The following is a 26,791-nucleotide window of genomic DNA, read 5'->3' on the forward strand; positions in this document are numbered from 1 at the left end:
TGGGGTGAGGGGCGCGCGTAGCGCGCGGGGTCTCAGAAGTCAGCGGAAATCGTCGAGCTGGATCCCGTGGCGGTGCAGCTTGTCGTAGAGCGTCTTGCGCGGAGTGCCGAGGAGTTCCATGGCCGCCGGCACCTTGCCGCCTGAGCGGCGCAGGGCTTGCTCGATGAGCGCCTTCTCGACCATCTCCATCTGTCGCGCCAGCGCCAGGTTGGGCACCGCCTGGATGGCGGCCGAGGAGTCGAGGTCATCCAGCGCCAGCACGAAGCGGTCGGCCGCGTTGCGGATCTCGCGCACGTTGCCCGGCCAGTCGTGGGCCATCAGTTCGCGCAGCTTCTCCGGCGTCAGTTCCGGCGCCTCGCGCTCGTAGCGCTTGCAGGCCTGGGCGACGAAGTGCTCGAACAGCAGCGGGATGTCTTCGCGGCGCTCGCGCAGCGGCGGCAGCACCAGCGTGGCGATGTTGAGCCGGTAGTACAGGTCGCTGCGGAACTGGCCGCGCTCGCCCATCTCCTTCAGGTCGGCCTTGCTGGCCGCGATGAAGCGGACGTTGATGACCTGCTCCTCGTTGGAGCCCAGCCGTTCCACGCGGCGTTCCTGCAGCACGCGCAGCAGCTTGATCTGCAGCGCGACCGGCATGGTCTCGATCTCGTCGAGCAGCAACGTCCCGCCGTTGGCGTGTTCGATCTTGCCGATGCGGCGCTTGCCCGCCGAGGTGAACGCGCCGGACTCGTGGCCGAAGAGTTCGCTCTCGAACAGCGCTTCCGGCAGTCCGCCGCAGTTGATCGCGACGAAGTTGCGGTCGCGGCGGGGGCTCTGGTCGTGCAGGCAGCGCGCGACCAGTTCCTTGCCGGTGCCGGTCTCGCCCAGGATCATCACGTCGGCCGAGGTCGAGGCCAGGTTGAGCACCTGGCGCCGCAGCTGCTGCATCGCGCCCGACTTGCCGAGCAGCGCCGCTTCGATGCCGCTGGCCGCCGACAGCTGCGCGCGCAGTTCGTCGGCCGAGTGGCGGATCAGGCGCAGGTCCAGCGCGCGCCGCGCCGTGTCGAGCAGCCGCTCCGGCGCGAAGGGTTTCTCGATGAAGTCGTAGGCGCCGTTGCGCATCGCCTGCACGGCCATGTTCACGTCGCCGTGCGCGGTGATCAGGATCACCGGGATCTGCGGATCGGTCGCCTGCACGTGCGCCAGCAGCGCGCGTCCGTCCATGCCGGGCAGCCGCACGTCGGTGATGACGATCACCTGCGCGCCGGGCTGCACATGCGGCAGCGCCTCCTCGGCCGAGCGGCACGGCACCACGGCCAGCCCCTCGAGTTCCAGCGTCTGGGTCAGGCTGACCCGCACCGGCAGGTCGTCCTCGACGAACACGACCTTGTAGCCCTCAAACATACTGCCCCTCCTCGGCCTGCCAGGTGTCGACCTCCAGGTCGAACTCGAAACACATGCCATGGTCCAGGCGGTACGCGCGCAGCGCACCGCCGAACTCGTGGACGATCTTTGAAGAGATCACCAGCCCCAGCCCCAGGCCTTCGCCGGCGGGCTTGGTGGTGAAGAACGGTTCGAACAGCCGCGGCAGCAGCGATTCGCTGAGGCCCGGCCCGGTGTCCCGCACCTGCACGCGCACGCGCCGGCCATCTTCCGCCGGCACGGCCGCGACGCGCAGCCGGCGCTCGTGACCGTCATGCGCCGGCTCCGACGCGATCGCGTCGATGCCGTTGGCCAGCAGGTTCACGAGCACCTGCTCCAGCCGGTTGGATTCGGCGCTGACGCGCAGCCCCGCCGGCACGTCGACCTCGACCGGCAGGTCCAGCTGGCGCGTGCGGTGCTCCAGCAGCAGCCGCGCGTTGTTCACGCTCGCCAGCAGCGACACCGACGTGCGCGCCGGTTCCGCCTTGCGGGCGAAGCTCTTGAGCTGGCGCGTGATCTGACCCATCCGCTCGACCATGTCGTCCATCGTCTGCAGGTTGTCCGCGACCGCTTGCGTGCGGCCGGCCTCCAGCAACCTCTGCGAATTCCGTGCCAGCGCGCGCAGCGCCGTCAGCGGCTGGTTGACTTCATGGGACAGGCCCGCCGACATCTGCCCCAGCACCGCCAGTTTGCTGGTCTGCAGCAGCTCGCCCTCGGCCTGCCGGCGCTGGGCGATCTGGTCGAGCAATTCTTCGTTGGTCTGGCGGAGTTCCGCCGTGCGTTCGTCGACGATGAGCTCCAGCTGCGCATGCGCGTTCTGCAATTCGGTCTTCGCGTGGAAGAGCTGCCGCAGCGCGCGCCGCCGCGACGCGAGGTAGAGCAGCAGCATGCCGATCGCCGCGCCGAAGGCCGCGCCGCTCCATGCGGCCAGGCGTGCCTGCCGCCGCACTTCGGACAGGTCCGACAGGGCGAGCAGGCGCACGCCCAGCGGCAGCAGCTGCCGCTCCTGCGCCAGCAGCGTCGTGCTGGCCGGCGCGGGCGCGCGCACCAGCAGGCTGTTGTAGGCCTCCAGCGCACCGGGCAGGCCCAGGTCCGGTCCGATCCGCGGGTAGCGCGCGCTGGCCTGCAGCCGGTCGCGTTCCGACGCGTCGGCGCGGTTCAGCACGGCGTAGCGCCAGTCCTCGACCGAGCTCATGATCACCACGCCCTGGTCGTCAGAGACCAGGATGCGCTCCCCTGCGAGCGCAGCCCGAGGTCGACCCAGGTCGACTCCAGCGGCGCCAGGTTGAGCTTCACGACGATGACGCCCTGCAGCTGCTGGTTGCGCCGCAGCGGGTGCAGCAGGAAGAAGTTGGTGGAGCCGCTCAGCCCCGACTGCCCGGCGTCGGAGGCGAAGAAGTGGTGCCGGTCCTGCTCGATCGCCTGCTGCAGCCGCAACGGCGGCGTCAGCGGCTCGCTGGACGCGAGCACGCGGCCTTCCGGGTCGGCGACGAAGATTTGCGTCGTCCCCGCGCGCACGTTGACCCGGGCCAGCAGCAGGCTGGCGGCCTTGCGCTGGGCCTCGTCGTCGGGATGCTCGATCAGCCGGGTCACCTCGCTGTCGATGGCCAGCAGGCTCGGCAGGTAGGCGTGGCGGCCGAGCTCGGTCTGCAGGTTGGACGCGTAAAGCTCGAGCCGCTCGGTCGCCAGCGCGCTCAACTGGTCCAGACTCGCGCGTTCGCTGAAGCGGTGGCCCAGCAACAGGCCCAGCAGCATCAGCACGCCGGTCAGGTACAGATAGAAGGTCGGCCGGCCGAGGAAGTACGCCAGCCGCTGGCGGGCCGAGGTGGGGGTGAAGGAGGAGGAGGCGACCGAGGGCATGGGAGGCGGAAAATCGACGCCCAGTGTGCCCAACTTGGCGCACGCCTTGCACCCGGCGGGACGGCTTTTTTGTCTCTGGCGAGGAATCGCCCGGCTGGCTAGGCGGTTTGTGCGGATTTCCGCACCTCGTTGCGTCGCCGAGACTCCGAACACAACGTCGACCTGCGCGCACGGATGTGGCCTTGTCGGTGAATACCCTTGAAACGCGGCGCTTGGCACGGGGGTTGCACCCCGAAGCGCCGTCACGCGGTGCGAGCCGCGTCCAACTACATGCTGGGGCCCTATGGAGATACTTTTTCAGCAGATCATCAACGGCCTGGTGCTGGGGAGCATGTATGCCCTCGTCGCACTGGGCTACACGATGGTCTACGGCATCATCAACCTCATCAACTTCGCGCACGGCGACGTGCTGATGGTGGGGGCGCTCGTCAGCTGGACCGTGGTCACGGCGCTGGCGTCGCTGGGCCTGCCCGGCTGGGTGCTGATGCTGGCCGCGCTGGTGTGCGCGATCCTGGTCTGCACGCTGCTGAACTACACGATCGAGAAGATCGCCTACCGGCCCCTGCGCAGCGCGCCCAGACTGGCGCCGCTGATCACCGCCATGGGCATGTCGCTGCTGCTGCAGACGCTGGCCATGATCATCTGGAAGCCGAACCCCAAGCCCTTCCCGCAGCTGCTGCCGGCTGACCCGATCCACATCGGCGGCGCCGTGATCACGGTGACGCAGATCGTGATCCTGGTGACCACGGTCGTGATCCTGGGCGGCCTGCTGTTCCTGGTGAACCACACCAAGATGGGCCGCGCGATGCGCGCCACGGCCGAGAACCCGCGCGTGGCCTCGCTGATGGGCGTCAAGCCCGATGCGGTGATCTCGCTGACCTTCATCATCGGCGCCGCGCTGGCCGCGGTCGCCGGCCTGATGTGGGCCGCCAACTACGGCACCGCGCAGCACACGATGGGCGTGCTGCCGGGCCTGAAGGCCTTCACCGCCGCGGTGGTGGGCGGCATCGGCAACCTGGCCGGCGCGATGGTCGGCGGGGTGCTGCTGGGCCTGATCGAGGCCATCGGCGCCGGTTACCTCGGCGACTGGACCGGTGGCGTGCTGGGCAGCCACTACTCCGACATCTTCGCCTTCATCGCGCTGATCCTGGTGCTGACGCTGCGGCCGTCCGGCCTGCTGGGCGAACGCGTCGCCGACCGCGCCTGAGGAGCCGCACATGTTCCAGACCAAATCCTCCAAGCTGATCACCTTCCTGATCGCCGGCGTGCTGCTGCTGGTGCTGCCGCTGTTCACGCAGCAGTTCGGCAACGGCCCGGTCCGCATCATCGACCTGGCGCTGCTGTACGTGCTGCTCGCGCTGGGCCTGAACATCGTGGTCGGCTACGCCGGCCTGCTCGACCTGGGCTACGTCGCGTTCTACGCGGTGGGCGCGTATCTCTTCGCGCTGCTCAACAGCCCGCACCTGTCGGAGAACTTCGAGCACATCGCCGCGGCCTTCCCCAACGGGCTGCACCTGCCGCTGCTGCTGGCGATCGCGCTGGCGGCGCTGCTGGCGGGGCTGTTCGGCGTGCTGCTGGGTGCCCCGACGCTGAAGCTGCGCGGTGACTACCTGGCCATCGTGACGCTGGGCTTCGGCGAGATCATCCGGGTGTTCCTGAACAACATGGAATATCCGCTGAACATCACCAACGGCCCGCGCGGCATCGGCCAGATCGACGGCGTGCACTTCCTGGGCTTCGAGTTCAGCCAGAACCACGAGATCCTGGGCTTCACCATCAACTCGGTGACGATGTACTACTACCTGTTCCTGGCGCTGGTGGTCGGCTCGGTGCTGATCTGCTACCGGCTCGAGAACTCGCGCATCGGCCGCGCCTGGATGGCCATCCGCGAGGACGAGATCGCCGCCAAGGCCATGGGCATCAACACCCGCAACATGAAGCTGCTGGCCTTCGGCATGGGCGCCACCTTCGGCGGCGTGTCCGGGTCGATGTTCGGCGCGTTCCAGGGCTTCGTCTCGCCGGAATCGTTCAGCCTGCAGGAGTCGATCATGATCGTCGCCATGGTGGTGCTGGGCGGCATCGGCCACATCCCGGGCGTGATCCTGGGCGCGCTGCTGCTGGCCGCGCTGCCGGAAGTGCTGCGCTACGTCGCCGGCCCGCTGCAGCAGATGACCGACGGCCGCCTGGACGCGTCCATCCTGCGTCAGCTGCTGGTGGCGCTGGCCATGATCGTGATCATGCTGATGCGTCCGCGCGGCCTGTGGCCCTCGCCGGAACATGGCAAGTCCCGGCCCCTGCCGCCGGGCGCCCAACCGCCCGCCAATGCCGGCAACGCCATCAACGCCTGAGCCGCGCCAGGAGCAAGAACCAATGACTGAAACCGTACTGAAAGTGGCCGGCGCCTCCAAGCGCTTCGGCGGTCTGCAGGCGCTGTCGGATGTGGGCATCGAGATCAAGAAGGGCCAGGTCTACGGCCTGATCGGTCCCAACGGCGCCGGCAAGACGACCTTCTTCAACGTGATCACCGGGCTGTACGTGCCCGACGGCGGCACTTTCGAACTGGGCGGCCAGGCCTACAAGCCGCAGGCGGTGCACCAGGTCGCCAAGACCGGCATCGCGCGGACCTTCCAGAACATCCGGCTGTTCGCCGACATGACCGCGCTGGAGAACGTGATGGTCGGGCGCCATGTGCGCACGCACTCGGGCCTGATCGGCGCGGTGCTGCGCACGCCGGGCTTCAAGAAGGAAGAGGCCGAGATCACCGCCCGCGCCCGCGAGCTGCTCGAGTACGTCGGCATCGGCCGGCACGCCGACTTCAAGGCGCGCACGCTGTCCTACGGCGACCAGCGCCGCCTGGAGATCGCCCGTGCGCTGGCGACCGATCCCAAGCTGATCGCGCTGGACGAGCCCGCCGCCGGCATGAACGCGACCGAGAAGGTCGTGCTGCGCGAGCTGATCGACCGCATCCGCAACGACGGCCGCACCATCCTGCTGATCGAGCACGACGTGAAGCTGGTGATGGGCCTGTGCGACCACGTGTCGGTGCTGGACTACGGCAAGCTCATCGCCTCCGGCACGCCGGCGGAAGTGCAGCGCAACCCGAAGGTGATCGAGGCCTACCTCGGCGCCCACGCGGCTGAAGCGGCCCACGCGGCCCCCTGATCCCGACCCATGGAAATCGAAAAGATGGCAGACAACATCCTCCTCCAGGTCGAGGGCCTCAAGGTCGCGTACGGCGGGATCCAGGCGGTCAAGGGCGTGGACTTCGACGTGCGCCAGGGCGAGCTCGTCTCGCTGATCGGCGCCAACGGCGCGGGCAAGACCACCACGCTCAAGGCCATCACCGGGCTGCAGCCGCTGGGCGTCGGCGACGTCAAGTTCATGGGCCGCTCGATCAAGGGCCAGGGCGCCTGGGACCTGGCCAAGCAGGGCCTGGTGATGGTGCCGGAAGGCCGCGGCACCTTCACGCGCATGACGATCACCGAGAACCTGCAGATGGGCGCGTTCATCCGCAAGGACAAGGAGATCGAGGCCGACATCGAGAAGGTCTTCGGCCTGTTCCCGCGGTTGAAGGAGCGTCGCAACCAGCTCGCCGGCACGATGTCCGGCGGCGAGCAGCAGATGCTGGCCATGGGGCGCGCGCTGATGGCCAAGCCCAAGCTGCTGCTGCTGGACGAGCCGTCGATGGGCCTGTCGCCGATCATGGTCGACAAGATCTTCGAGGTCGTGAACGACATCCACCAGCAGGGCGTGACGGTGCTGCTGGTCGAGCAGAACGCCAGCCGCGCGCTGGAACTGGCCAACCGCGGCTACGTGATGGAATCGGGCGCGATCACGATGCAGGGCGACGGCAGGACGCTGCTGAACGACCCGAAGGTGCGCGCGGCCTACCTGGGCGAGTGAGCCAGCGGCCGTGAAGCTGGGGCGCGGGGCCGGTCAAGGCCTGCCGCGCCGCACCACCCACCATGACAAGGGGCCCGCGAGGGCCCCTGTGCATGGCGTCGGCCCCCGGTGGCGGGGATTTCCGTCAAGGCTCGCCGGGACGATCGCGCGGGACCATGATCAGGTAATCGTCGATCGCGCCGCCATCCAGCGGCTTGATCATCACGCGCAGTTCGTTGACGCGCTGGCCCATCGTGAGGCCGTCGCGACGCCGCACCTCGGTGAAGCCCTGGCGCTCCCAGAAGCGCTCCGCGCGCGGGTTGCCGACGACGACGCCCAGCCGGATCCAGCGCGCGCCGTTGTCCTGCATCCAGCGCTCCAGTTCCGCGTAGATCTCGCGGGCGGCCTGGGTGCCGTGCAGCGAGGTCGCGACGATGAACAGTCCGACCAGCCAGACCCGCGGAGCCATCAGGTCCGAGACCAGCGAGGCCATCGCGACCAGTTCGCCGGAATCGTCGACGTAGCCCAGCAGCCGCTTGGCGCTGAAGCTCCAGCCCTCGGGCGGCAGGTCGCGGATTTCCTCGCGGGCTTCGTCGGATCGGGGCGGGGCGCCGGTCACCTGCTCGAAGTACAGCGGATTCCGTTCGTAGAACCGTTGGAGCAGGTCCTCATCGCTGGCCTGGAGTTCGAACACACGGACATGAGGCAGCGACAAGGAAGGCGGGAGGGGAATCGGCATCGGCGGGGTCCACGCGCCGGCGCGTCGAGGCGCCGGCCATCGGAAAGATCACCGAGCGTACCAAACCGGGCGGGTAGCGGTACCCCGCGTCTGACTTCCCCCGAAGGTGGGGGACGGGTCTTGCGTCCCAGGGATCCGACCGTCTACCGCAGCGGTCGGACCCCCGGTGTTGCAGCCAGTTACTGGCGGATGAAGGCCAGCAGGTCCGCGTTGACCCGGTCCTTGTGGGTGTCGGTCAGGCCGTGCGGCGCGCCGGCATAGACCTTCAGCACGGAGCCCTTGATCAGCTTGGCCGAGGCGCGGCCCGCGGCATCGATCGGCACGATCTGGTCGTCATCGCCGTGGATGATCAGCGTGGGCTTGTCGAACTTCTTCAGGTCCTCGGTGAAGTCGGTTTCGGAGAACGCCTTGATCGAGTCGTAGGTGTTCTTGTGGCCGCCTTGCATGCCCTGGAACCACCAGTTGTCGATCAGGCCTTGCGAGACCTTGGCGCCGGGACGGTTGAAGCCGTAGAACGGACCGGCGGGGATGTCCTTGTAGAGCTGCGAGCGGTTGTCCAGCTGCGCCTGGCGGATGCCGTCGAAGACCGCGATCGGCAGGCCGCCGGGGTTCTTGTCGGACTTGACCATGATCGGCGGGACGGCCGAGATCAGCACTGCCTTGGCGACGCGCGAGGTGCCGTGGCGGCCGATGTAGCGGGCGACTTCGCCGCCGCCGGTGGAGAAGCCGACCAGCACGGCGTTCTTCAGGTTCAGCGTCTCGATGACGGTGGACAGGTCGTCGGCGTAATGGTCCATGTCGTTGCCGTCCCACGGCTGGCTGGAGCGGCCGTGGCCGCGACGGTCATGGGCGATCACGCGGTAGCCCTGGTCGGCCAGGAAGATCATCTGCGATTCCCAGCTGTCCGAGTTCAGCGGCCAGCCGTGGCTGAACACGATGGGCTGGCCGTTCTTCGGGCCCCAGTCCTTGTAGTACAGCTGCACGCCGTCCTTCGTCGTGATGAAGGAACCCGACGGCTGCGCGCTGACGATGGGCGCGGGCGAGGACTTGGTCTCTGCGGCGAAGGCCGGGGTGGCGACCGCGCCGGCGACGGCGACGGCCAGCGTCGACAGGACCAGCAGTTGACGACGCGATTGGCGGGCGAGGGTGGCGATGGCATTCATGGTGGGCTCCTTCGGGTGGTGTGGGAAAGCAGGGTGGGTGGTGGGAGAGGGGGTGAGCTTTAATCTGATTGCTTGCTAATGTTTGGTGTGCGAAGTAATTGAGACGAGAAAAGGGAAGGTGGTTCGAGTTCGTTGATGAGGCGCTCAGCCGGCCTTGCGGGCCATGCGTTCGCGCAGCACGAGGAGCCGGTCGCGGAGCTCCATCAGTTCGGAGAGATCCGAGTCCGACGCATCGACGATGCACTGCGGCAGGTGCGTCGAGCGCTTGCGCAGCGCGCGGCCGGCGTCGGTCAGCGTGATCAGCACCTGGCGCTCGTCCTGTGGCGAGCGGTCCCGGCTGACCAGGCCCGCGGCCTCCAGCCGCTTCAGCAGCGGGGTCACGGTAGGGGAGTCGAGGAACACGCGCTCGGCGAGCTCGCCGACCGTCAGTCCGTCGCGTTCCCACAGCACCAGCATCACCAGGTACTGGGGATAGGTCAGCTCCAGGTCCTTCAGCAGCTCGCGGTAGACCTTGTTCATGCCCAGCATCGTCGAGTAGAGCGCGAAGCAGAGCTGTTGATCGATCTCCAGCGGCGGGCAGACGTCGGCGGTGCCGATCGCCTTCTGCTGCTTGGGGGTGTTGGTGCGTGCCATGGGGTGAACTTTAATTAGTGTGCGAATGAATTGCAAGCGAAATTTTTCGACTCGACCAGCATCGACTCGACCGGACCCGGACCCGGACCTGCGGATCGATGTGGGCAGAATGCGCCTCCAGACACGGCAGGGAAGGCGAACATGAAAGACGCAGAGACGCCGTCACGTGACGGCGGTTCCGACTCCGGTGCGATCGTCCGGAAGTCCAAGGGAAGTGGTCGCGCGGTCTGGGTGCCCGTGCTGGCGGGAGCGATCTATGGATTGCTGATGCGCCTGGCGTTCGGCGGTCTGACGTTCGTGTCACCGTGGCTGAATTTCTCGTCGGACACCGCGTTCGTGATGAGCACCGGCTTCGTGCTGATGACGCCAGTGGTGCTGGGCGCTGTCACCGTGTACGTGATGCGGGCTGCGCCGGGCCGCCCGGGTCCCACCTGGATGCAGGTGGTGTTCGTGCCATGGGGTGCGGCAGCACTGATGATGGTCGGCGCCATGGTGACATTGCTGGAAGGGGCCATCTGCGTCGTGATCCTGTCGCCGGTGTTCCTCGTGCTGGCGTCGATCGGCGGCGTGCTGATGAACCTGGTCCTGAAGACGACGCGGGTCGGCACGCTGCAGTTCGGCGTGCTTGCGGCGCTGCCGCTGCTGTTCACCGCAGTGGAGGGGCCGTTGACCGTCGAGCGCTGGCAGCGCATCGATCGTTCCGTCGTCGTCGAGACCGCGCCGGATCGTGTCTGGTCGGAGATCGTCGCGGCGCGGGACATTCACCCCGAGGAATTCCCGCGAACCTGGATCCATCTCATCGGGGTGCCGCGACCGGTCGAAGGCGTCAACCATGCGACGCCGCAAGGCGAGGTCCGCGAGTCGCGCTGGGAGCGCGGCGTCCACTTTCTTGGCCGGGTCACCGAGCGGGTCGAGGGGCGCCAACTCGCGTGGCGCTACGAGTTCTCGCCGGATTCCTTTCCGCCAGGCACGATGGATGATCATGTCGTCATCGGCGGACGCTACTTCGATCTCGGCGAGACGCGGTTCACGCTGACGCCCCTCGATGCGACGCACACGCGGCTGGACATCGAGGCCCACTACCGCGTCACGTCGAGCATCAACGTCTATGCCGTGCCGGTCGCCGATTTCCTGGGGCGTGACTTCGTCGATGGCCTGCTGACGTTCTACAAGCGCCGGAGCGAGGGCTGACGGTGCCGGTTCACTCCGGCTTCTTCGTGCAGAAGAACTCCCACACCGATTTCGGTTTGCCGTAACGGCTCAGCGTGCGCTTGTCGAGGTGCTCGATGTCGAAGCACGCGGCTAGGACGTCTTCGATCTTCGCGCGGGTGAAGAACTGCTTGGCAACGCCGTCGACGACCGTGAGGGCCCAGGACGACGCGTCGTCCGGCGCGCCGTAGTGCCAGTCGTCCTCGGCGTTGACGCAGCCGATCAGCCGGCCGCCGGGGGCGAGCACGCGGGCGATCTCGCACAGCGCGCGTTGCGTGTCGTCATGGTCGAAGTAATGCAGCGACAGCTGCGCCACGGCCAGGTCGAAGCCGGCGTCGGGCAGCATCGGCATCGCGCGCACGTCGGCCAGCACGTGCCGCGCCCGCGGCGACTGCTGCCGGCAGCGCGCGAGCGCCTCGGCGGAGATGTCGATGCCGGTGACCTCGACGCCCAGCTCCAGCAGCGCGGCGGTCTCCCAGCCGTCGCCGCAGCCGATGTCCAGCGCGCGGCGCACGCCGGGCAGGCGGTGCTGCCAGCCGCTCAACCACGCCTCGTCCTGGCTCAGCGGCTGTGCGGCGTAGCGACGGTCCCAGACGTCCGAGGCAGGCTCGGAGGTGACGTCGGGCTCGTTCGATCCGGCGGAGGCGGGGCGGTCCGGGGGCAGGGCATTCATGCGGGACAGCCTACCTCGGCCCCGGCCTCGCCGCCGTGCGCCGCCCCACCTTCGCCCGATACAGGCGACAGGACGGCGCACGGCTGCGGAAGGCGGCGCCACGGCCGCCGTTCCTTGCGCCGGTCAGAACTCCTTCGTCAGGCTCACGTAGACCGTGCGGCGCTGGCCGTACTGCGGCGCGCCGACGCCGATGCCCGAGCCGTCACGCAGCTGGTAGCCCTTGTCGAAGAGGTTGAGCACCGACAGCCGCGCTTCCACCGGACCGCCGCCGCCGAGGTCGAACTTCTTGCTCACGTCCGCGTTGACGCTGGTGTACGAGGGCAGGTGCGTCGTGTTGGCGAAGCCGTTGCGCAGGCCGCTGCCGAACAGCGCGCTCGCGCCGACCGCGTAGCCGTCGTCCAGCCGCACGTTGACGCCGGCCGAGGCGCTCAGCTTCTGCTCGTGGTCCAGGTGCACCCAGTGGTTGGCGATGAAGTCGAGCTCGTCCTGCTCGAAGTTGAACTGGCCCGTCTCGACCTGCTGCGCGCGGGCGTGCGTGGTGCCGAGGTTGGCGTACGCGGACCAGGTCTTCTCCTTGTAGCTCGCCGACAGGTCGACGCCGTAGATGCGGCCCTTCGCGTAGTTGAAGGCCGAGTAGATCAGCGCGTTGCCGAACTGGCCCTCGTCCTGCAGGTGCTGCACCGCGCGGTAGTAGCCGTCGATGCCCAGCGTCAGCTTGGGCGTGACCTGCCAGGCGGCGCCGGCGTCGTAGTAGTTCGAGCGCTCGGAGCGCACTGCCGTGTCCGCGTCCGTCGGCAGCGCGTTGGTCGTGCCGGCGAAGGCGGCGACCGAGGTGGTGTCGATCTTCTCGGTCGGCGGCGGCGTGAAGTAGCGCGCGTAGCCCGCATGCAAGCGCACCGTCGGCGCCGCGTCCCAGACCAGGCCGATGCGCGGGCTCAGCTGGTGTTCCTTCGTGACGGTGTCGACCTCGTCGTAGCGTGCGCCGTAGTTCAGCGTCAGCGTGCGGTCCAGCTTCCACTCGTCCTGCAGATAGGCGCCCCACAGGTGGCCGCTCAGGCGGCCGCTGTCGGCGATGCTCACCGGCACGCCGCTGGTCTGGTTGCCGTCGTCGTCGGCCGGGAACACCTGGGCGTTGTTGACGGTGCTGGCGTGCTCGCGCTGCGCGAAGAGGCCGGTGCGGATCGTGTGCGCGCTGTCGAGTCGCCAACTGGCGTCGGCCTGCACGCCGTTGGCCTCGTTGCGGCGCAGGATGTTCGCGGCCACGCCGAGGTACTGCAGGTCGCCGGTCGTGTCCGGCGTGTAGTGGACGTCGGTGTAGCGGTGGAACAGCGAGACCTGGTAGTCGATGTCGCGGCCGATCACGCTCTGGTAGCTGACGACGGCGAAGCGGTTGCGCTCGCGCTGGTGCGCGTCCAGCGTGCTCGAGTCCTTGTCCGGCGTGCCGGCGATCGTGAAGGCGGTCGACTGCCCCGGCGAGTTCGGGATCTGGAAACGGTTGTCGGTGACGCCGGCCATCGCGGTGATGCGGCTGTCGTCGTCGAGCAGGTAGGACACCAGGCCGAAGCCCTTGCCCTGGTGCGTGCGGTCGTGCAGCGCGTCGCGCGAGGCCGTCGGGTTCTCGATGCCCAGGTCGTTGCCGAGGAAGGAGCCGCTGACCTCGTAGCTCAGCCGGCCCTGCGTGCCGTGCACCGACAGGTCGAGCTCGCGCGAGCGCTGCGTGCCCAGCGTGATGCCGGCGCTGCCGGTGAAGGGCTTGTCGTCGTCGCCCACGCCCTTGGTGGTGATGTCCACGATGCCGGCGGTCCGGTAGCCGTATTGCGCCGGCAGTGCGCCGGTCAGCAGGCTGATGCTGTCGGCGAAGCGCGTCTCCAGCGTCTGTCCGAAGCCGCTGATGGACTCGGGGATGACGACGCCGTTGATGCGGTACTGCAGGTTGGCGTGGTCGCCGCGCACGTGCAGGCCACCGTAGGAGTCCTGCACGACGCCCGGCGTCTGCAGCAGCACCTGGTTCAGCGGGGTGTCGTCGCCTTGCGGGAGGCGGGCGATGTCGTTCTTGTCGAACTTGTAGATCGTGCTGCCGGTGTCCGGCGACAGGCCGTTGCGCGCCGCGTCGAGGCGGCTGCGCGCGCCCTGGACCTGGACGGTGGGAAGTGCCGCGCCGCCGGCGGCGGTGGGCGCTTCAACGGTGCTGGTCGTGGCGACCGCCGCAGAGGCGGTGGCGGTGTCATCGGCACGCGCCGGCAGCGCGTGCAGCAGCGGATAGGCGAGCGACAGGGAAAGCGCGAGCACGCGCAGGGGAGGATGGGTCATGGTGAATCTCTGGCAATCTGAATTCGGTCGAGCGCAGGCCGGCCGGCGAGGCCCGTTCGCCGGAGGCTTCAGCCGATCGTGGAGATCGTTCGAAGCGCTCGGGCGCGGGCGGACGGCGTTGCGGTCAGGAGGTCGAGCTCAGATCGCCAGGGGCGGGCCGCGGCTGCGCGGCGGCGGCGCGGGCATCGAGCGCGCGACGCGCTCGGCGGCGGCCGCCTGGACGTGCACGGCCTCGGCCAGCGCGAGCACCGGCGCCTCGGCGCGGGCCGAGGCGGCGAGGTCGTCGAAGGCCAGGCAGACCTCGCACAGCTGATCTGCGGACAGGTCGTCCGGATCGGCGTGGGCGACGTCGTCGCGCCCGGCCTGGACCGAGGCGGTCGCCGGCGCATGCCCTCGCGCACCGGTCAGATGACCGATGCCATGCCACACCGCGCCCTGCTGCGAGAGCAGCATGAACAGCGGGAGCAGCAAGTGCAGGAGGTGCTTGCGCATGGCGCGGAATTATGAAGGTCGGGAACCGTCCGGACGAACGTCAGGCTGTCGCGAAGCTGTCGTCAGGGCAGGGGCGAACTGTGGGCGAATGACAGTCGAATCGACGCGCGTGCCGCCACTCACGCGTGGATTCCCGCCAATCGCCGCACGCGGCCCACGGGCGGCCCGGGCCTCGACACACTGGGGCCTCGTCGTCCGATCCTTGGAGCGTCCCCATGAAGATCCCTGTCGCCGCCTGGTTCCGCGAGAACCGCGGTTTCCTGCTGTTCCTGGCCGGTTTCCTGTTCTTCCGCACCGCGATCGCGGACTGGAATCCGGTGCCCAGCGGGTCGATGCGACCGACCATCCTCGAAGGGGACGTCGTGTTCGTCGAACGCCTCGCCTACGACTGGAAGCTGCCGCTGACCGACCTCTCGCTGCGCCGCGTCGGCGAGCCGATGCGGGGTGATGTCGTCACCTTCAGTTCGCCGCGCGACGGCACGCGCCTGATCAAGCGCATCGTCGCCGTGCCCGGCGACATCGTCGAATTGCGCGGCGACCGGCTCATCCTCAACGGCCAGCCGGCGGACTACGCGCCGGTGGAGGAGGTCGCCGAGGCGCTCGCGCCCGGCGTCGCGGTGCGCGGCGTGCGCGAGGTCGAGGCCTGGGGCGGTCAGCGCCGCATCGTGCAGTTCCTGCCCGAGGTGCGCGCGCGGCGCGACTTCGGCCCGCTCGCCGTGCCGGCGGACCAGTTCTTCATGATGGGCGACAACCGCGACAACAGCGAGGACTCGCGCTTCATCGGCCTCGTGCCGCGTCGGCTGATCATCGGGCAGGCGCATCGCGTGCTCGTCTCGGCCGACATCACCGGGCACTGGGCGCCGCGCTGGGACCGGTTCGCAGCGCCGCTGCGCTGAGCGCGATGCGTCCCGTGCACGGATCGCCCTGTGCACGGAACCCATTGACCCGTCCCCCGCAGGGTCTCTCCGGGGCCGCAGAGAATGGTCCGTCAATCACGCCTCACCGGCGCCTTCACAACATTCCGACGGAACCTTCATGACGGACCTGTCCAGCTTCCCCATCACCAAGAAGTGGCCCGCGCAGCACCCCGAGCGCCTGCAGCTGTACTCGCTGCCGACGCCCAACGGCGTGAAGGTGTCGATCGCACTGGAAGAACTGGGCCTGGCCTACGAGCCGCACCTGGTCAGCTTCCAGACCGACGACCAGCTCACGCCCGAGTTCCTGTCGCTGAACCCGAACAACAAGATCCCCGCGATCATCGATCCGGACGGCCCCGGTGGCCAGCCGCTGCCGCTGTTCGAGTCCGGCGCGATCCTGGTCTACCTCGCGGAGAAGACCGGCCAGCTGATCCCGCAAGACCCGGCACGCCGCTACGAGACGCTGCAGTGGGTGATGTTCCAGATGGGCGGCATCGGGCCGATGTTCGGCCAGGTCGGCTTCTTCCACAAATTCGCCGGCAAGGACTACGAGGACAAACGTCCCCGCGACCGCTACCTCAACGAATCCAAGCGCCTGCTGGGCGTGCTCGAGCAGCGCCTGACCGGCCGCGGCTGGATCATGGGCGACGAGTACACGATCGCCGACATCGCCATCTGGCCCTGGGTCAACAACCTGGTGGGCTTCTACGGCGCGGGCGACCTCGTCGGCTTCAGCGAGTTCAAGAACGTGCAGCGCGTGCTGGAGGCGTTCCTGGCGCGCGACGCGGTCAAGCGCGGGTTGAACATCCCGGCGCGGCCGGCGGCCTGAGTCGAGGCCGGCGGACGGGGCTGGGTCTGGCGCCCCAGGGGGCGACGGCCCAGGTCAAACGGTCCAGGTCAAACGGTCCAGGAACTGCGGATCTGCGGCCGCCGCACGGCCGTGACGATCCAGTCGTTCTGAACCGCCGCCAGCGGCTTGAACGCTTCGATGGCGTAGGCGTCGCCGGTCGACGTGACGACGCCGAAAGTCGTCATGCGGTTGGGCCGGCCGCCCACGTGGGGGCTCGCCACCGCGAAGCGCTGGATGAAGCCCGCGGCTTCGTCGGTGGTGTAGGGCTTGAACCAGCTCAACTGCCGGGCGTTCTGGCCTTGCAGCGTGGTCAGGAAAGCCTGCTTGCAGTCGCGGGCGGGATCCTGGCTCGCCGCCGAATGCGCGACGCGGCGCTCGCCATTGACGACGTAGCTGACCATCAGGCAGCCGCTGAAGTCCTTGCTGATGACGGCGCGATCGGTGGCGATGTAGTTGCTGCGGCCGTCGACATAGCCGACGAAGTCGCACAGCGCCGCGCCGAGGAACCGGTTCTGCGGCGTGTGCTCCTTGGCAGTGTCGGAGTAGCTGACCAGCCGCGTCAGGCTGATGCCCGGGCGCAGCTTCTTGGCCACCTCGGCGGCCATGTCGGCCAGCGGTCCGGTCGGATGTGAGACCAGGTCGACACGGCCCAGCACCGATTGGGCGGTCCAGCGCGTCTCGGCGGTGATGTCGTTGCCCACGGCCGTCGCGGCCGGCGGGACGATGTCGCCCGGGTCGGTGCCGTTGAAGCGCAGTACATGGCCGGGTTTGATCTTGTCGAACATGGAAACTCCCTGGCGCAACAGACCCACCGACCACCCGGTGGGACCTTGACATCGCGCAGCGCGATGCTGCGCCGATCACCGCCGCCACACATCTGACTTTCGTCCTTTGAAGTTCCTTGCCCCAAACCGTTCCGGCAGTGCGGGAGAGCAAGAGGGCTTCGGTACTTCCACCGCCGCTGGCCCTCACCCCGACCCTCTCCCGCAAGCGGGAGAGGGAGCGAGGGCGGGAGAGGGAGCGAGAGGAGTGGGCGCTGCGAGGAGCACCGGTCGGACTCCCTCTCCCGCTTGCGGGAGAGGGCGGGGGTGAGGGCGAGCGGCCTCGCTCAGTAATGCGGCGGCAATTCGTCCCGCAGCCCGCCGGTGCCGTCGCCGCGACCTTCCGGCACCTGCCGGCGCAGCTGCATAACCTCGCGCACCAGCGCGTCGATCTGCTCCTGCTGCTTGGCGACCTGCGCGTTCAGGTGGTCGACGAGGTCCTCGGCGAAGCTGGCCTTGATCTCCAGCTCCGTGACGCGAGCCTCGAGGACGCGAACCTCCTCGGCCGGACCGCCGTTGCCCGCGACCTCGCTCATTGCGCCGCCTTCGTTGCTGCCTTTGCCACGGGCTGCGACATCAGCTCCGAGATCACCGACACCGGCGCATTCCCGTAGCTCAGGAACTGCTCGTTGAAGGCCTTGAGCTGGAAGTCCTTGCCCAGCGCCTGCTTGCGCTGCTCACGCAGCTCCATGATGTCGCTGTAGCCGCTGAAGTAGCTCGTCAGCTGCACCGAGGTCAGCTGCACCCGGCGCCACTTCTCGCGAGCCTCGCGCTCGGTCTGGAAGGCCTGGCGCTGCAGCAGGTCCAGCGCCTGGGCCTCGGTCATGCCCAGCACGTGCACGTTGTAGTCCAGGATCGTGTTGGTGACGCTGCGCAGGTTCCACTTGCCCCACATGAGCCACATCTCCGGCGCGTTCCCGCCGTAGCCGGACTCCAGCATCATCCGCTCGCCGTAGACCGCCCAGCCTTCGACCATCGCGCCGTTGCCGAACAGCGTCTTGACCAGCGACGGCGACTTGTTCGCGTGCACCAGCTGCGTGTAGTGGCCCGGCACCGCCTCGTGGATGTTGAGGATCTGCAGGATCCAGCGGTTGTACTCGCGCAGCGAGCTCTCCGCCTGCTCCGGAGTCAGGTCGTCCAGCGGCGTCACGTTGTAGTAGGTGCGGTCCTGCGGCCGGTAGGGGCCGGGGGCCTCGATGCCGGCGCCGGCCACGCCGCGCTGGTACACCGGCGTCTCGCGCACGATCAGCGGCTTGCTCGCGTCCTGCGTCAGCAGGTCGTGCTCGGTGATCCAGCGCTCCAGCTGCGGGATCTGCGCGCGGATCTCCTTCACGAAGTCCTCGCGCTTGACGTGCTGCTCGCTCAGCTTGCCGATCACCGCGCCGATGCGGGCGAAGCGGTCCTCCGGCTTGGGCGCGTCGCCCATCGTCTGCGTCCAGAGCTGGTCGGAGATCTGCGCCATCTGCGTCAGCAGCGCCTCGCGCGCCTTCAGCGCGCGCTGGTACATCTGCTCGGCGGAATGCACCGACTGGATGTCGTAGCCGAACTTCTGCTCGTACAGCGCCTTGCCCAGGCGGAAGCTGCGCGCCTTGCCGCTGGTCTTGCCGTCGGCCAGCAACTGCTGCAGCTGCGTGCGATAACCCTCGACGGCGGTCTTCGCCGCGGCGATGCGATCGGCCAGCTGCTTGCGCTCGGTCTCGGTCAGCGACGCGGCGTCAGGACCCTGCGCGGCCTTGGCCACTTCGTCCAGCACGCTCAGCACGCCCGGCGCCTGGTCGATCGCCAGCTGCGTGTGTTCCAGCGTCGGCTGCTTCAGCAGCGCCGCGCCGGCGCGGTAGTACGCCGGCACCAGCGCCAGACGTGCGGAGATCGTCTTCAGGCGCACCGGCAGCGGCGCGTAGTCCGTGGCCAGGATGTAGTCGATCGGGCCGGCGATGTTGAGGAAGGACGGATTCCACTCGTACTCGCGCAGCTCGGTCAGCTGGAAGCGGTCGCTGCGCAGCTTGTTGAGCAGCTGTCCCAGGTCGGTGCGCGAGGCCGCGCCCAGCGTCTTCGCGTCGACGGCCTCGAAGCGCTTGAGCCAGTCGTTCGTGAAACCCAGCGAGCGGGCGCGCATCGCGCGGTCGGGCGCGGGCAGCTCGGCGGCGTATTCATAACGGCCGGCGCCGATGGCGGCGTCCGGGTCCAGGCGCCAGAGCGCTTCGATGTAGTCGTTGGCCAGGCGCTGGAAGCGGGTGTCGACGTCCAGGGTCTGCTCCGGCTCCAGCTTGATGACGGCGCGCGTCGGCTTCGGCGCGTCGGCGGCGAAGGCGGTGCCGGCGGACAGCGCGACGAGGGTGGTCAGCGCGGCCACGGCCAGCGCGGAAAGGGGTGACGGGTGGGGCGATTCATCATGGGGCGCGAGCATAGCTTTGCGCGACCCGGCGCGACAGCGTGCCAAAAGCAAAGGGCGCCGATCGACGCGATCGGCGCCCTGGTGTGTCGATGTCGACACCGGCCCGGGTCGACCTCAGTCCGGCATCACGTCAGCAGCCAGCGGCTCACGTGGAAGGTCAGCCAGGACGCCACGTAGGCGAGCACGAACAGGTAGGTCAGCATGATCGCCGGGATCTTGTAGCCGCCGGTCTCGCGCTTGACCGCCGCGATCGTCGACAGGCACTGCGGCGCGAACACGAACCAGGCCAGCAGCGAGAACGCCGTCGGCAGCCCCCAGGTCGAGGCGATCAGCGGCGTCAGCGCCTGCGCGGCCTCATCGCCGGTGGCCGACAGCGAGTACACCGTGCCCAGCGCGCTGACCGCGATCTCGCGGGCGGCCATGCCCGGCACCAGCGCCAGGCTGATCTGCCAGTTGAAGCCGATCGGCTCGAAGATCGTCGCGAGGCCACGGCCCAGGTAGCCGGCGAAGCTGTACTCGATCGCCGGGCCGGTCGCGCCTTCCGGCGCGCCGGGGAAGGTCGACAGCACCCACAGCAGCAGCGTCAGCGCCAGGATGATGCCGCCCACGCGCTTGATGAAGATCTCCGCGCGCTGCAGCAGCCCGATCGCCACGTTGCGCGCATGCGGCCAGTGGTAGCTGGGCAGCTCCATCATCAGCGGACGCACCTGGCGGCCGGCATTCGTGAAGCGCTTCAGCAGCCACGCCACCGCCATCGCCGCGATGATTCCGGCGAAGTACAGGACGAACAGCACCAGGCCCTGCAGCTCGATGCCGCCCCACAGCTCGCGCTGCGGGATGAAGGCGCCGATCAGCAGCGCGTACACCGGCAGCCGCGCCGAGCAGGTCATCAGCGGCGCGATCAGGATGGTGACCAGCCGGTCGCGCGGGCTCGCGATCGAGCGCGTCGCCATGATCCCGGGGATCGCGCAGGCGAAGCTCGACAGCAGCGGGATGAAGCTGCGGCCCGACAGGCCCACCGAGCCCATCAGCCGGTCCAGCAGGAAGGCCGCGCGCGGCAGGTAGCCGGACTCTTCCAGCAGCAGGATGAAGAAGAACAGGATCAGGATCTGCGGCAGGAACACCAGCACGCCGCCCACGCCCGCGATCAGGCCGTCCACAACCAGGCTGCGCAGATGGCCCTCGGGCAGCAGCGCGCCGGCCTGCTCGCCGAGCCATCCGGTCGCGGCCTCGATCCAGCCCATCGGCGCCTCGGCCCACGCGAACACCGCCTGGAACAGGAAGAACAGCAGCACCGCCAGCAGGATGGGGCCCAGCACCGGGTGCAGCACGAAGCGGTCGACCTTGTCGCTGGGCAGTTCGCCCTGCAGCGTGTCGAGGCCCAGCTCCTTCAGGATGTGGTTGATGCGCGCGGTGTCCTCGCCTTCGGCGGTGACCGCGTCGGTGCGCCAGCGGTCCGGCTCGTCCAGCACCGCGCGCAGGTCGTCGATGCCTTCGCCGTCGGTCGCCACCGTGCGGATCACCGGCACGCCGAGCAGTGCGCTCAGCTTCTGCGTGTCGACGACGATGCCGCGACGTTGCGCCAGATCGGCCATGTTCAGCGCGACCACGCAGGGCAGGCCCTGGCGCTGCACCGACAGGAACAGGCGCAGATTGCGACGCAGGTTGGTCGCATCCAGCACGCAGACGATCAGGTCGGGGCGCTTCTCGCCCTGCGCGCGGCCGGCCAGCACGTCGACGGTGACGCGCTCGTCCGGCGAGCGCGGATACAGCGAGTACGTGCCCGGCAGGTCCAGCACGCGCAGCAGCTTGCCGGCGGCGGTCTTGAGGCGGCCTTCCTTGCGCTCGACGGTCACGCCGGCGTAGTTGGCGACCTTCTGGCGGCTGCCGGTCAGGCGGTTGAACAGGGCGGTCTTGCCGCAGTTCGGATTGCCCACCAGCGCCAGCAGGGGCCGGCCGGATGGATGTGGACGACGGACTCACGCATGGGTGGCTCCCGTCTTGCCCGAGCTTTCGAGCTCCACGCATTCGGCTTCCGCGCGGCGCAGCGCGAAGGTCGACTGGCCGATGCGCACCACCAGCGGATCGGCGCCGGGCATGGCGCGGGCCAGCACGGCGACGTGTTCACCGGCGACGAAGCCCAGTTCCTCCAGCATCTGTTTCCATTCCGGCGCATGCGCCGGTGCCTGCAGCGCCTTGACGCGGTGCGCCTGGCCGATGGCGGCCTGCGCGAGGGTGGGGGCTTGGAGAACGGCGCTCATGTCGTGGGGATCTCGGGAGGAGCCTGCGGGCTTGCGAAGCGAAAGATTCTAAATGATAGTGATTCTCAACTTCTCTCGCCGAACCGAGGTCAGGCTTCGGTCAACCCGAGGGCGGACTGCGACTCGCCCAACGATGCACTCCCTCGAAAGGGACGAAGTCAGCGAGCCCAAACGACGGGAAGTCAGCAAGTGGGCGTGGGGCCGGCGTGATGCTGGGGGTTCGCGGACGCGATGCCCCCTGCGTCGCGGAGAGCCCGCGCTTGGCCGACGGGGTAGGGCGATCTGGGCACGGGACGTGCTTGTCGATAGCGGCATTCCCAGCCGGCGCAACGCCTCCGACTAGTGAGCCGCCTCCTGTTTTGACGACCCCGCAAACGTTTAGCGTTTACCTTGACGTGGCTTACACTCGCGCCTTCTTAGAATGCTCGGCTGCTCCTCACCCTTCGCATCGAGACTGCAAATGATGAAGTCCTTCCTGTCGTTCTCTCCCCTTGCGGCTGGCTTGGCCTTGGCCCTGACGGCCGGCGCGGCTGCCGCGCAGACCACCCCGGCGGTGATCTTCGACATGGGCGGCAAGTTCGACAAGTCGTTCAACGAGGCCGCGTACCGCGGCGTCGAGCAGTGGAAGAAGGACACGGGCGGCAAGTACCTCGAGTTCGAGATCAGCAACGAGACCCAGCGCGTGCAGGCGATCCGCCGCATGGCCGAGCGCGGCGCGAGCCCCATCATCTCGGTGGGCTTCGCCCAGGCGTCCGCGCTGAACCAGGTGGCCAAGGACTTCCCCAAGACCAAGTTCGTCATCATCGACGAGAAGGTCAACCAGCCCAACGTGCAGTCGGTGCTGTTCAAGGAGCAGGAAGGCAGCTTCCTCGTCGGCGCGCTGGCCGCGCTGACCAGCAAGACCGGCAAGGTCGGCTTCGTGGGCGGCATGGACATCCCGCTGATCCGCAAGTTCGAATGCGGCTATGAGCAGGGCGCCAAGGCGGCCAATCCGAAGGCGGAAGTCTTCAAGAACATGACCGGCACGACGGCCTCGGCCTGGAACGATCCGACCCGCGGCGGCGAGCTGGCCAAGGCCCAGTTCGCCAAGGGCGTGGACGTGGTCTTCGCCGCGGCCGGCGGCACCGGCGTCGGCGTCTACCAGGCGGCCAAGGACGCGGGCAAGCTGGCCATCGGCGTCGACAGCAACCAGAACCACCTGCAGCCCGGCACCATGCTGAGCTCGATGGTCAAGCGCGTGGACGTTGCCGTCTACAACGTGCTCAAGGAATGGAAGCCCGGCATCAGCGTGCTGGGCCTGAAGGAAGGCGGCGTCGAGTACGCCGTCGACGCGAACAACGCCAAGCTGATCGCTCCCGCGATCAAGACCAAGCTGGACGCGTACAAGGCCGACATCATCGCCGGCAAGATCAAGGTCGCGGACTACATGGCGGACAACGCCTGCAAGAACTGACCCCTCGCGAGCGAGCGTTCCTGACATGACACAGTCCCCACGCGGCGCCGCCGCGCCCGCGGTCCGTCTGTGCGAGATCTCCAAGCGCTTCGGCGCGGTGCAGGCCAACCGGTCGGTGAGCTTGGCCGTCGAGCGCGGCACCGTGCACGGCCTGGTCGGCGAGAACGGCGCCGGCAAGAGCACGCTGATGGCCATCCTCTACGGCTACTACCACGCCGACGAGGGCCACATCGAGGTCGACGGCCAGCGCGTGACCATCGCCAACTCGCAGCAGGCCATCGCGCTGGGCATCGGCATGGTGCATCAGCACTTCATGCTGGTGGACACGCTGTCCGCGCTGGACAACGTGATGCTGGGCGCGGAGCCAGCCTTCTTCCTCTCGCGCGCGAAGCGCCAGGTGCGCCAGGAGCTCGAGGCGCTGATGCGCGACACCGGCCTGACGGTGCGCCTGGACGCGACCGTCGCGGACCTGCCGGTCGGCGAGATGCAGCGCCTGGAGATCCTGAAGGCGCTGTACCGCGGCGCGAAGATCCTCATCCTGGACGAGCCGACCGCGGTGCTGACGCCGCAGGAGACCGACCAGCTGTTCGAGGTCCTGCGCCGCCTGCGCGAGCGCGGCACCACCATCCTGCTGATCACGCACAAGCTGCGCGAGGTGATGGCGCTGTGCGACGCCGTGACCGTGATGCGCGCGGGCGCCGTGATCAAGACCTGCGCGATCGGCGAGACCAGTCCCGAGGACCTGGCCGAGAGCATGGTCGGCCGCAAGGTCAACCTCGGTCGTGACGACGGTGCGATCAAACCGCCGTCGGAGCAGCCGGTGCTGAAGGCCGAGGGCCTGACGGTCGCGGGCGATTCCGGCTCCGGCGTGCACCTGCTGAGCAACGCGACGCTGGTCCTGCGTCCGGGCGAGATCGTCGGCGTGGCCGGCGTCTCGGGCAACGGCCAGAGCGAACTGCTGGAAGTGCTCGCGGGCATGCGCGCGCCGGACGCCGGCACGCTGCACGTCGCGGGCCGCGACTTCCGCCCCACCTCATGGATGGATCCGCGCACGGCGCGCGAGCTCAAGCTCGCGCACGTGCCGGAGGACCGCCACGCGCTCGGCATGGTGCTGGACTTCCCCGCATGGGAAACGGCCGCGCTCGGCTATCACGAGCAGGACGCCTACCGCGCCGGCCCGATGGGCCTGGGCATGAACCAGCGCCACCTGCGCGCGCAGACCGCCGAAATGATGGAGCGCTTCGACGTCCGTCCGCGCAACGCGGAGCTGGGCTCGTCGAAGTTCTCCGGCGGCAACCAGCAGAAGCTGATCCTGGCGCGCGAGATCGGCCAGAGCCCGGCGGTGCTGCTGGTCGGCCAGCCGACGCGCGGCGTCGACATCGGCGCCATCGAATTCATCCACAACCAGCTGCGCCGCCTGCGCGACGCCGGCTGCGCCATCCTGGTCGTGTCCAGCGAGCTCGACGAGATCCTGGCGCTGGCCGATCGCGTCATCGTCATGAACGCCGGCCGCATCACCGGCGAACTCGCGATCGACGAGTGCTCCGAGAAGAACCTGGGCCTGCTGATGTCAGCCTCCCCGAACCACGAGAAGACCGCCGTCGCGGCGACCGCCCCATGAGCAGCCAAGCCTTGCAGATGCCGCGCTGGATGGACCTGGTCCTCCTGCCGCTGTGGAACCTGCTGATCGCGCTGGCGGTGGCCGGCGGCGTGGTGCTGCTGATCGGCGCCAGCCCGATGCAGGCGCTGACGGTGCTGCTCGAGGGCGCGCTCGGCAGCGCGCGCGGCCTCGGCTACACGCTGTACTACACGACCACCTTCATCTTCACCGGCCTGGCGGTCGCGGTCGCCTTCCACGGCGGCCTGTTCAACATCGGCGGGGAAGGGCAGGCGACGCTGGGCGGCATCGGCGTGGGGCTGCTGTCGCTGTGGCTCGCGCCCAAGCTGCCGGGCTTCGTGATGATCCCGCTGGCGATCGTCGCGGCGGCGCTGTTCGGCATGGTCTGGGCCGCGGTGCCCGGCTACCTGCAGGCTTGGCGCGGCAGCCACGTGGTCATCACGACCATCATGTTCAACTTCCTCGCGGCCAGCCTCAACGGCTACCTGCTCGTGAACTGGCTGCGCCCGAACGGCTCGATGTCGGTCGAGAGCGACGCCTTCGCCGACTCGGCGCGCATGCCGGCGGTCCATGAACTGCTCGCGAAGGTCGGCATCGAATGGCCGTCCTCGCCGCTGAACCTGTCCATCCTGCTGGCCGTCGCGGCCTGCGTCTTCGTCTGGTGGTTCCTGTGGAAGAGCCGCGCCGGGTACGTGCTGCGCGCGGTCGGCTCCAACCCGAGCGCCGCCCACTACGCCGGCATCAAGCCGCGCTGGCAGGTGCTGGCTGCGATGGGGCTGTCGGGTGCGCTGGCCGGGCTGGTCGGCGTCAACGAGATCGCCGGCGTGCAGGGCAAGCTGACGCTGGACTTCGTCGCCGGCGCCGGCTTCACCGGCATCGCGGTGGCGCTGATGGGACGCAACCATCCGGTCGGCATCGTGCTGGCCTCGCTGCTCTTCGGCACACTGTACCAGGGCGGCGTCGAAGTCTCGTTCGAGGTCCCCGGCTTCAGCCGGGAGATGGTCGTGACCGTGCAGGGCCTGATCGTGCTGTTCGCCGGCGCGATGGCGATGGTGAGCGCGCCGATGTTCGCGAAGCTGTACGCGGCGGTGGCCCGCAAGCGCCAGGCAGGCGTTGCAGGCAGCGCAGCCGCTGCTGGAGGGAAGTCGAATGGATGAGGTCCTGATCGGCTCCGTACTGGCGTCGACGCTGCGCGTCACCACGCCGCTGCTGTTCGCCGCGCTCGCCGGCCTGCTGTCCGAGCGCTCCGGCGTCGTCGACATCGGCCTGGAAGGCAAGATGCTGTCCGCCGCGTTCGCCGCGGCGGCGGTGGCCAGCGTGTCGCACTCGACGACGCTCGGCCTGCTGGCCGCGATCGGCGTCGCCATCACGATGTCCATGATCCACGGCTTCGCGACGGTGACGCACCGCGGCGACCAGGTCGTCTCCGGTGTCGCGCTGAACATGGTGGCCGCCGGCCTGACGGTGGTGCTGGGCATCGCCTGGTTCGCGCAGGGCGGCCAGACGCCGCCGATCGGCGCCGAGCAACGCGTCACCGGCCTGCTGCCGCAGTGGGCCGAGCCCACGCCCGGCAGCTGGATGGCCTCGGTCATCGGCCATGGCCTGCTGAGCCACAACGCGCTGGTCTACCTGGCCTTCCTGCTGGTCGTCGTCGTGTGGTTCTTCCTGGAGCGCACGCGCCCCGGCCTGCGCCTGCGCGCGGTCGGCGAGAACCCGGCGATGGTCGACGCCGCCGGCGTGTCCGTGCCGCGGCTGCGCTACACCGCGCTGGCGCTCAACGGCATCCTGTGCGGCCTCGGCGGCGCCTACCTGACGCTGGCACAGAACGCCTCGTTCTCGCCCAACATGACCGCGGGCCGCGGCTTCATCGCGCTGGCCGCGATGATCTTCGGCAAGTGGAAGCCGGTGCCGACGCTGTGCGCCTGCCTGCTGTTCGGCTTCCTGGACGCCGTCGCGATCCGCCTGCAGGGCGTGTCGCTGCCGGGCATCGGCGAGGTGCCGGTGCAGCTCATCCAGGCGCTGCCCTACATCCTGACGGTGGTGCTGCTGGCCGGCTTCATCGGCCAGGCGATCGCGCCCAAGGCGCTGAGCAAGCCCTACGTGAAGGAGCGCTGAGC

General features: G+C 68.8%; 25 protein-coding genes. 11 read left to right on the plus strand and 14 right to left on the minus strand.

Annotated elements, in window-relative coordinates; genetic code table 11:
• Positions 1-39: 39 nt before the first annotated feature.
• From ACQ859_RS13000 to ACQ859_RS13010, 3 genes are read right to left on the minus strand one after another with little or no spacing between them, the layout of a single operon-like run.
• Complete coding sequence (locus ACQ859_RS13000; RefSeq protein ID WP_088403805.1) at positions 40-1,380, minus strand: sigma-54-dependent transcriptional regulator; 1,341 nt, start codon at positions 1,378-1,380, stop codon at positions 40-42.
• The gene (locus ACQ859_RS13005; RefSeq protein WP_431266122.1) at positions 1,373-2,593 is read right to left on the minus strand and encodes a sensor histidine kinase; all 1,221 of its coding nucleotides are present in this window, start codon (positions 2,591-2,593) and stop codon (positions 1,373-1,375) included. The genes ACQ859_RS13000 and ACQ859_RS13005 overlap by 8 nt, the downstream gene beginning before the upstream one ends.
• A gap of 2 nt (positions 2,594-2,595) precedes the next feature.
• Positions 2,596-3,258 carry a hypothetical protein gene (locus tag ACQ859_RS13010; RefSeq protein WP_431266123.1) on the minus strand — a complete coding sequence of 221 codons (663 nt, stop codon included), beginning with the start codon at positions 3,256-3,258 and terminating at the stop codon, positions 2,596-2,598.
• Between the two features lie 283 nt (positions 3,259-3,541).
• Here ACQ859_RS13010 and ACQ859_RS13015 point away from each other — a divergent pair, with 283 nt between their 5' ends.
• The 4 genes from ACQ859_RS13015 to ACQ859_RS13030 are packed head-to-tail and all read left to right on the plus strand — an operon-like array spanning position 3,542 to position 7,161.
• Positions 3,542-4,465, plus strand: a complete 924-nt coding sequence (locus tag ACQ859_RS13015) for a branched-chain amino acid ABC transporter permease (protein WP_088403807.1) — start codon at positions 3,542-3,544, stop codon at positions 4,463-4,465.
• A 10-nt stretch (positions 4,466-4,475) separates the two neighbouring features.
• Positions 4,476-5,606 carry an ABC transporter permease subunit gene (locus tag ACQ859_RS13020; RefSeq protein ID WP_431266124.1) on the plus strand — a complete coding sequence of 377 codons (1,131 nt, stop codon included), beginning with the start codon at positions 4,476-4,478 and terminating at the stop codon, positions 5,604-5,606.
• A 22-nt stretch (positions 5,607-5,628) separates the two neighbouring features.
• On the plus strand, positions 5,629-6,420 hold the full coding sequence (locus ACQ859_RS13025) for an ABC transporter ATP-binding protein (protein ID WP_431266125.1): 792 nt from the start codon (positions 5,629-5,631) through the stop codon (positions 6,418-6,420).
• Between the two features lie 24 nt (positions 6,421-6,444).
• Complete coding sequence (locus ACQ859_RS13030) at positions 6,445-7,161, plus strand: ABC transporter ATP-binding protein (RefSeq protein ID WP_088403963.1); 717 nt, start codon at positions 6,445-6,447, stop codon at positions 7,159-7,161.
• Positions 7,162-7,285: 124 nt separating this feature from the next.
• Here the strand turns inward: ACQ859_RS13030 and ACQ859_RS13035 are convergent, their stop codons facing one another.
• The 3 genes from ACQ859_RS13035 to ACQ859_RS13045 form a co-directional block, all read right to left on the minus strand.
• Positions 7,286-7,855: a GNAT family N-acetyltransferase gene (locus ACQ859_RS13035; protein WP_431266126.1), complete on the minus strand. Its 570-nt coding sequence runs from the start codon at positions 7,853-7,855 to the stop codon at positions 7,286-7,288.
• A gap of 203 nt (positions 7,856-8,058) precedes the next feature.
• The gene (locus tag ACQ859_RS13040) at positions 8,059-9,042 is read right to left on the minus strand and encodes an alpha/beta fold hydrolase (RefSeq protein WP_431266127.1); all 984 of its coding nucleotides are present in this window, start codon (positions 9,040-9,042) and stop codon (positions 8,059-8,061) included.
• 144 nt (positions 9,043-9,186) lie between these two features.
• Positions 9,187-9,675, minus strand: coding sequence for a MarR family winged helix-turn-helix transcriptional regulator (locus ACQ859_RS13045; protein WP_431266128.1), 489 nt, complete (start codon positions 9,673-9,675; stop codon positions 9,187-9,189).
• A 141-nt stretch (positions 9,676-9,816) separates the two neighbouring features.
• Here ACQ859_RS13045 and ACQ859_RS13050 point away from each other — a divergent pair, with 141 nt between their 5' ends.
• On the plus strand, positions 9,817-10,866 hold the full coding sequence (locus ACQ859_RS13050) for an SRPBCC family protein (protein ID WP_431266129.1): 1,050 nt from the start codon (positions 9,817-9,819) through the stop codon (positions 10,864-10,866).
• Between the two features lie 10 nt (positions 10,867-10,876).
• Here the strand turns inward: ACQ859_RS13050 and ACQ859_RS13055 are convergent, their stop codons facing one another.
• The 3 genes from ACQ859_RS13055 to ACQ859_RS13065 form a co-directional block, all read right to left on the minus strand.
• Positions 10,877-11,557: a class I SAM-dependent methyltransferase gene (locus tag ACQ859_RS13055; protein ID WP_431266130.1), complete on the minus strand. Its 681-nt coding sequence runs from the start codon at positions 11,555-11,557 to the stop codon at positions 10,877-10,879.
• 123 nt (positions 11,558-11,680) lie between these two features.
• Positions 11,681-13,867 carry a TonB-dependent receptor gene (locus tag ACQ859_RS13060; protein WP_431266131.1) on the minus strand — a complete coding sequence of 729 codons (2,187 nt, stop codon included), beginning with the start codon at positions 13,865-13,867 and terminating at the stop codon, positions 11,681-11,683.
• Between the two features lie 138 nt (positions 13,868-14,005).
• Positions 14,006-14,359, minus strand: a complete 354-nt coding sequence (locus ACQ859_RS13065; RefSeq protein ID WP_431266132.1) for a DUF2946 family protein — start codon at positions 14,357-14,359, stop codon at positions 14,006-14,008.
• Between the two features lie 215 nt (positions 14,360-14,574).
• Between ACQ859_RS13065 and lepB the strand changes: the two genes are divergently transcribed.
• Both lepB and ACQ859_RS13075 read left to right on the plus strand, forming a co-directional pair.
• Positions 14,575-15,255, plus strand: a complete 681-nt coding sequence (lepB, locus tag ACQ859_RS13070; RefSeq protein ID WP_431266133.1) for a signal peptidase I — start codon at positions 14,575-14,577, stop codon at positions 15,253-15,255.
• A 139-nt stretch (positions 15,256-15,394) separates the two neighbouring features.
• Complete coding sequence (locus ACQ859_RS13075) at positions 15,395-16,105, plus strand: glutathione S-transferase N-terminal domain-containing protein (protein WP_431266134.1); 711 nt, start codon at positions 15,395-15,397, stop codon at positions 16,103-16,105.
• A gap of 68 nt (positions 16,106-16,173) precedes the next feature.
• Here the strand turns inward: ACQ859_RS13075 and ACQ859_RS13080 are convergent, their stop codons facing one another.
• The 5 genes from ACQ859_RS13080 to ACQ859_RS13100 all read right to left on the minus strand — a co-directional run bounded on the left by ACQ859_RS13080 (position 16,174) and on the right by ACQ859_RS13100 (position 21,603).
• Positions 16,174-16,911: a hypothetical protein gene (locus tag ACQ859_RS13080; protein WP_431266135.1), complete on the minus strand. Its 738-nt coding sequence runs from the start codon at positions 16,909-16,911 to the stop codon at positions 16,174-16,176.
• Between the two features lie 323 nt (positions 16,912-17,234).
• Entirely contained in the window at positions 17,235-17,483 is a 249-nt protein-coding gene (locus ACQ859_RS13085) for a SlyX family protein (protein ID WP_431266136.1), read from the minus strand.
• Complete coding sequence (locus tag ACQ859_RS13090; RefSeq protein WP_431266137.1) at positions 17,480-19,300, minus strand: DUF885 domain-containing protein; 1,821 nt, start codon at positions 19,298-19,300, stop codon at positions 17,480-17,482. Before ACQ859_RS13090 ends, ACQ859_RS13085 begins: the two co-directional genes overlap by 4 nt.
• A gap of 167 nt (positions 19,301-19,467) precedes the next feature.
• Positions 19,468-21,279 carry a ferrous iron transporter B gene (feoB, locus tag ACQ859_RS13095; RefSeq protein WP_431266138.1) on the minus strand — a complete coding sequence of 604 codons (1,812 nt, stop codon included), beginning with the start codon at positions 21,277-21,279 and terminating at the stop codon, positions 19,468-19,470.
• 42 nt (positions 21,280-21,321) lie between these two features.
• Positions 21,322-21,603: a FeoA family protein gene (locus ACQ859_RS13100; RefSeq protein WP_431266139.1), complete on the minus strand. Its 282-nt coding sequence runs from the start codon at positions 21,601-21,603 to the stop codon at positions 21,322-21,324.
• A 463-nt stretch (positions 21,604-22,066) separates the two neighbouring features.
• On the opposite strand from ACQ859_RS13100, the gene ACQ859_RS13105 reads away from it, so the two are divergent.
• The 4 genes from ACQ859_RS13105 to ACQ859_RS13120 are packed head-to-tail and all read left to right on the plus strand — an operon-like array spanning position 22,067 to position 26,789.
• Positions 22,067-23,056 carry a BMP family lipoprotein gene (locus ACQ859_RS13105; protein ID WP_431053304.1) on the plus strand — a complete coding sequence of 330 codons (990 nt, stop codon included), beginning with the start codon at positions 22,067-22,069 and terminating at the stop codon, positions 23,054-23,056.
• A gap of 25 nt (positions 23,057-23,081) precedes the next feature.
• Positions 23,082-24,677, plus strand: coding sequence for an ABC transporter ATP-binding protein (locus ACQ859_RS13110; protein WP_431266140.1), 1,596 nt, complete (start codon positions 23,082-23,084; stop codon positions 24,675-24,677).
• Positions 24,674-25,831, plus strand: a complete 1,158-nt coding sequence (locus ACQ859_RS13115) for an ABC transporter permease (RefSeq protein ID WP_431266141.1) — start codon at positions 24,674-24,676, stop codon at positions 25,829-25,831. Before ACQ859_RS13110 ends, ACQ859_RS13115 begins: the two co-directional genes overlap by 4 nt.
• On the plus strand, positions 25,824-26,789 hold the full coding sequence (locus ACQ859_RS13120; protein ID WP_431266142.1) for an ABC transporter permease: 966 nt from the start codon (positions 25,824-25,826) through the stop codon (positions 26,787-26,789). Before ACQ859_RS13115 ends, ACQ859_RS13120 begins: the two co-directional genes overlap by 8 nt.
• Positions 26,790-26,791 lie beyond the last annotated feature (2 nt).

The organism is Roseateles chitinivorans (genome assembly GCF_050632235.1).
Taxonomy (GTDB): domain Bacteria; phylum Pseudomonadota; class Gammaproteobacteria; order Burkholderiales; family Burkholderiaceae_C; genus Roseateles; species Roseateles chitinivorans_A.

Coding starts and splice junctions, on each gene's coding strand:
- ACQ859_RS13000 (WP_088403805.1), bottom strand. CDS start 1,380: ATGTTTGAGGGCTACAAGGTCGTGTTCGTCGAGGACGACCTGCCGGTG.
- ACQ859_RS13005 (WP_431266122.1), bottom strand. CDS start 2,593: ATGAGCTCGGTCGAGGACTGGCGCTACGCCGTGCTGAACCGCGCCGAC.
- ACQ859_RS13010 (WP_431266123.1), bottom strand. CDS start 3,258: ATGCCCTCGGTCGCCTCCTCCTCCTTCACCCCCACCTCGGCCCGCCAG.
- ACQ859_RS13015 (WP_088403807.1), top strand. CDS start 3,542: ATGGAGATACTTTTTCAGCAGATCATCAACGGCCTGGTGCTGGGGAGC.
- ACQ859_RS13020 (WP_431266124.1), top strand. CDS start 4,476: ATGTTCCAGACCAAATCCTCCAAGCTGATCACCTTCCTGATCGCCGGC.
- ACQ859_RS13025 (WP_431266125.1), top strand. CDS start 5,629: ATGACTGAAACCGTACTGAAAGTGGCCGGCGCCTCCAAGCGCTTCGGC.
- ACQ859_RS13030 (WP_088403963.1), top strand. CDS start 6,445: ATGGCAGACAACATCCTCCTCCAGGTCGAGGGCCTCAAGGTCGCGTAC.
- ACQ859_RS13040 (WP_431266127.1), bottom strand. CDS start 9,042: ATGAATGCCATCGCCACCCTCGCCCGCCAATCGCGTCGTCAACTGCTG.
- ACQ859_RS13045 (WP_431266128.1), bottom strand. CDS start 9,675: ATGGCACGCACCAACACCCCCAAGCAGCAGAAGGCGATCGGCACCGCC.
- ACQ859_RS13050 (WP_431266129.1), top strand. CDS start 9,817: ATGAAAGACGCAGAGACGCCGTCACGTGACGGCGGTTCCGACTCCGGT.
- ACQ859_RS13055 (WP_431266130.1), bottom strand. CDS start 11,557: ATGAATGCCCTGCCCCCGGACCGCCCCGCCTCCGCCGGATCGAACGAG.
- ACQ859_RS13060 (WP_431266131.1), bottom strand. CDS start 13,867: ATGACCCATCCTCCCCTGCGCGTGCTCGCGCTTTCCCTGTCGCTCGCC.
- ACQ859_RS13065 (WP_431266132.1), bottom strand. CDS start 14,359: ATGCGCAAGCACCTCCTGCACTTGCTGCTCCCGCTGTTCATGCTGCTC.
- lepB (WP_431266133.1), top strand. CDS start 14,575: ATGAAGATCCCTGTCGCCGCCTGGTTCCGCGAGAACCGCGGTTTCCTG.
- ACQ859_RS13075 (WP_431266134.1), top strand. CDS start 15,395: ATGACGGACCTGTCCAGCTTCCCCATCACCAAGAAGTGGCCCGCGCAG.
- ACQ859_RS13080 (WP_431266135.1), bottom strand. CDS start 16,911: ATGTTCGACAAGATCAAACCCGGCCATGTACTGCGCTTCAACGGCACC.
- ACQ859_RS13085 (WP_431266136.1), bottom strand. CDS start 17,483: ATGAGCGAGGTCGCGGGCAACGGCGGTCCGGCCGAGGAGGTTCGCGTC.
- ACQ859_RS13100 (WP_431266139.1), bottom strand. CDS start 21,603: ATGAGCGCCGTTCTCCAAGCCCCCACCCTCGCGCAGGCCGCCATCGGC.
- ACQ859_RS13105 (WP_431053304.1), top strand. CDS start 22,067: ATGAAGTCCTTCCTGTCGTTCTCTCCCCTTGCGGCTGGCTTGGCCTTG.
- ACQ859_RS13110 (WP_431266140.1), top strand. CDS start 23,082: ATGACACAGTCCCCACGCGGCGCCGCCGCGCCCGCGGTCCGTCTGTGC.
- ACQ859_RS13115 (WP_431266141.1), top strand. CDS start 24,674: ATGAGCAGCCAAGCCTTGCAGATGCCGCGCTGGATGGACCTGGTCCTC.
- ACQ859_RS13120 (WP_431266142.1), top strand. CDS start 25,824: ATGGATGAGGTCCTGATCGGCTCCGTACTGGCGTCGACGCTGCGCGTC.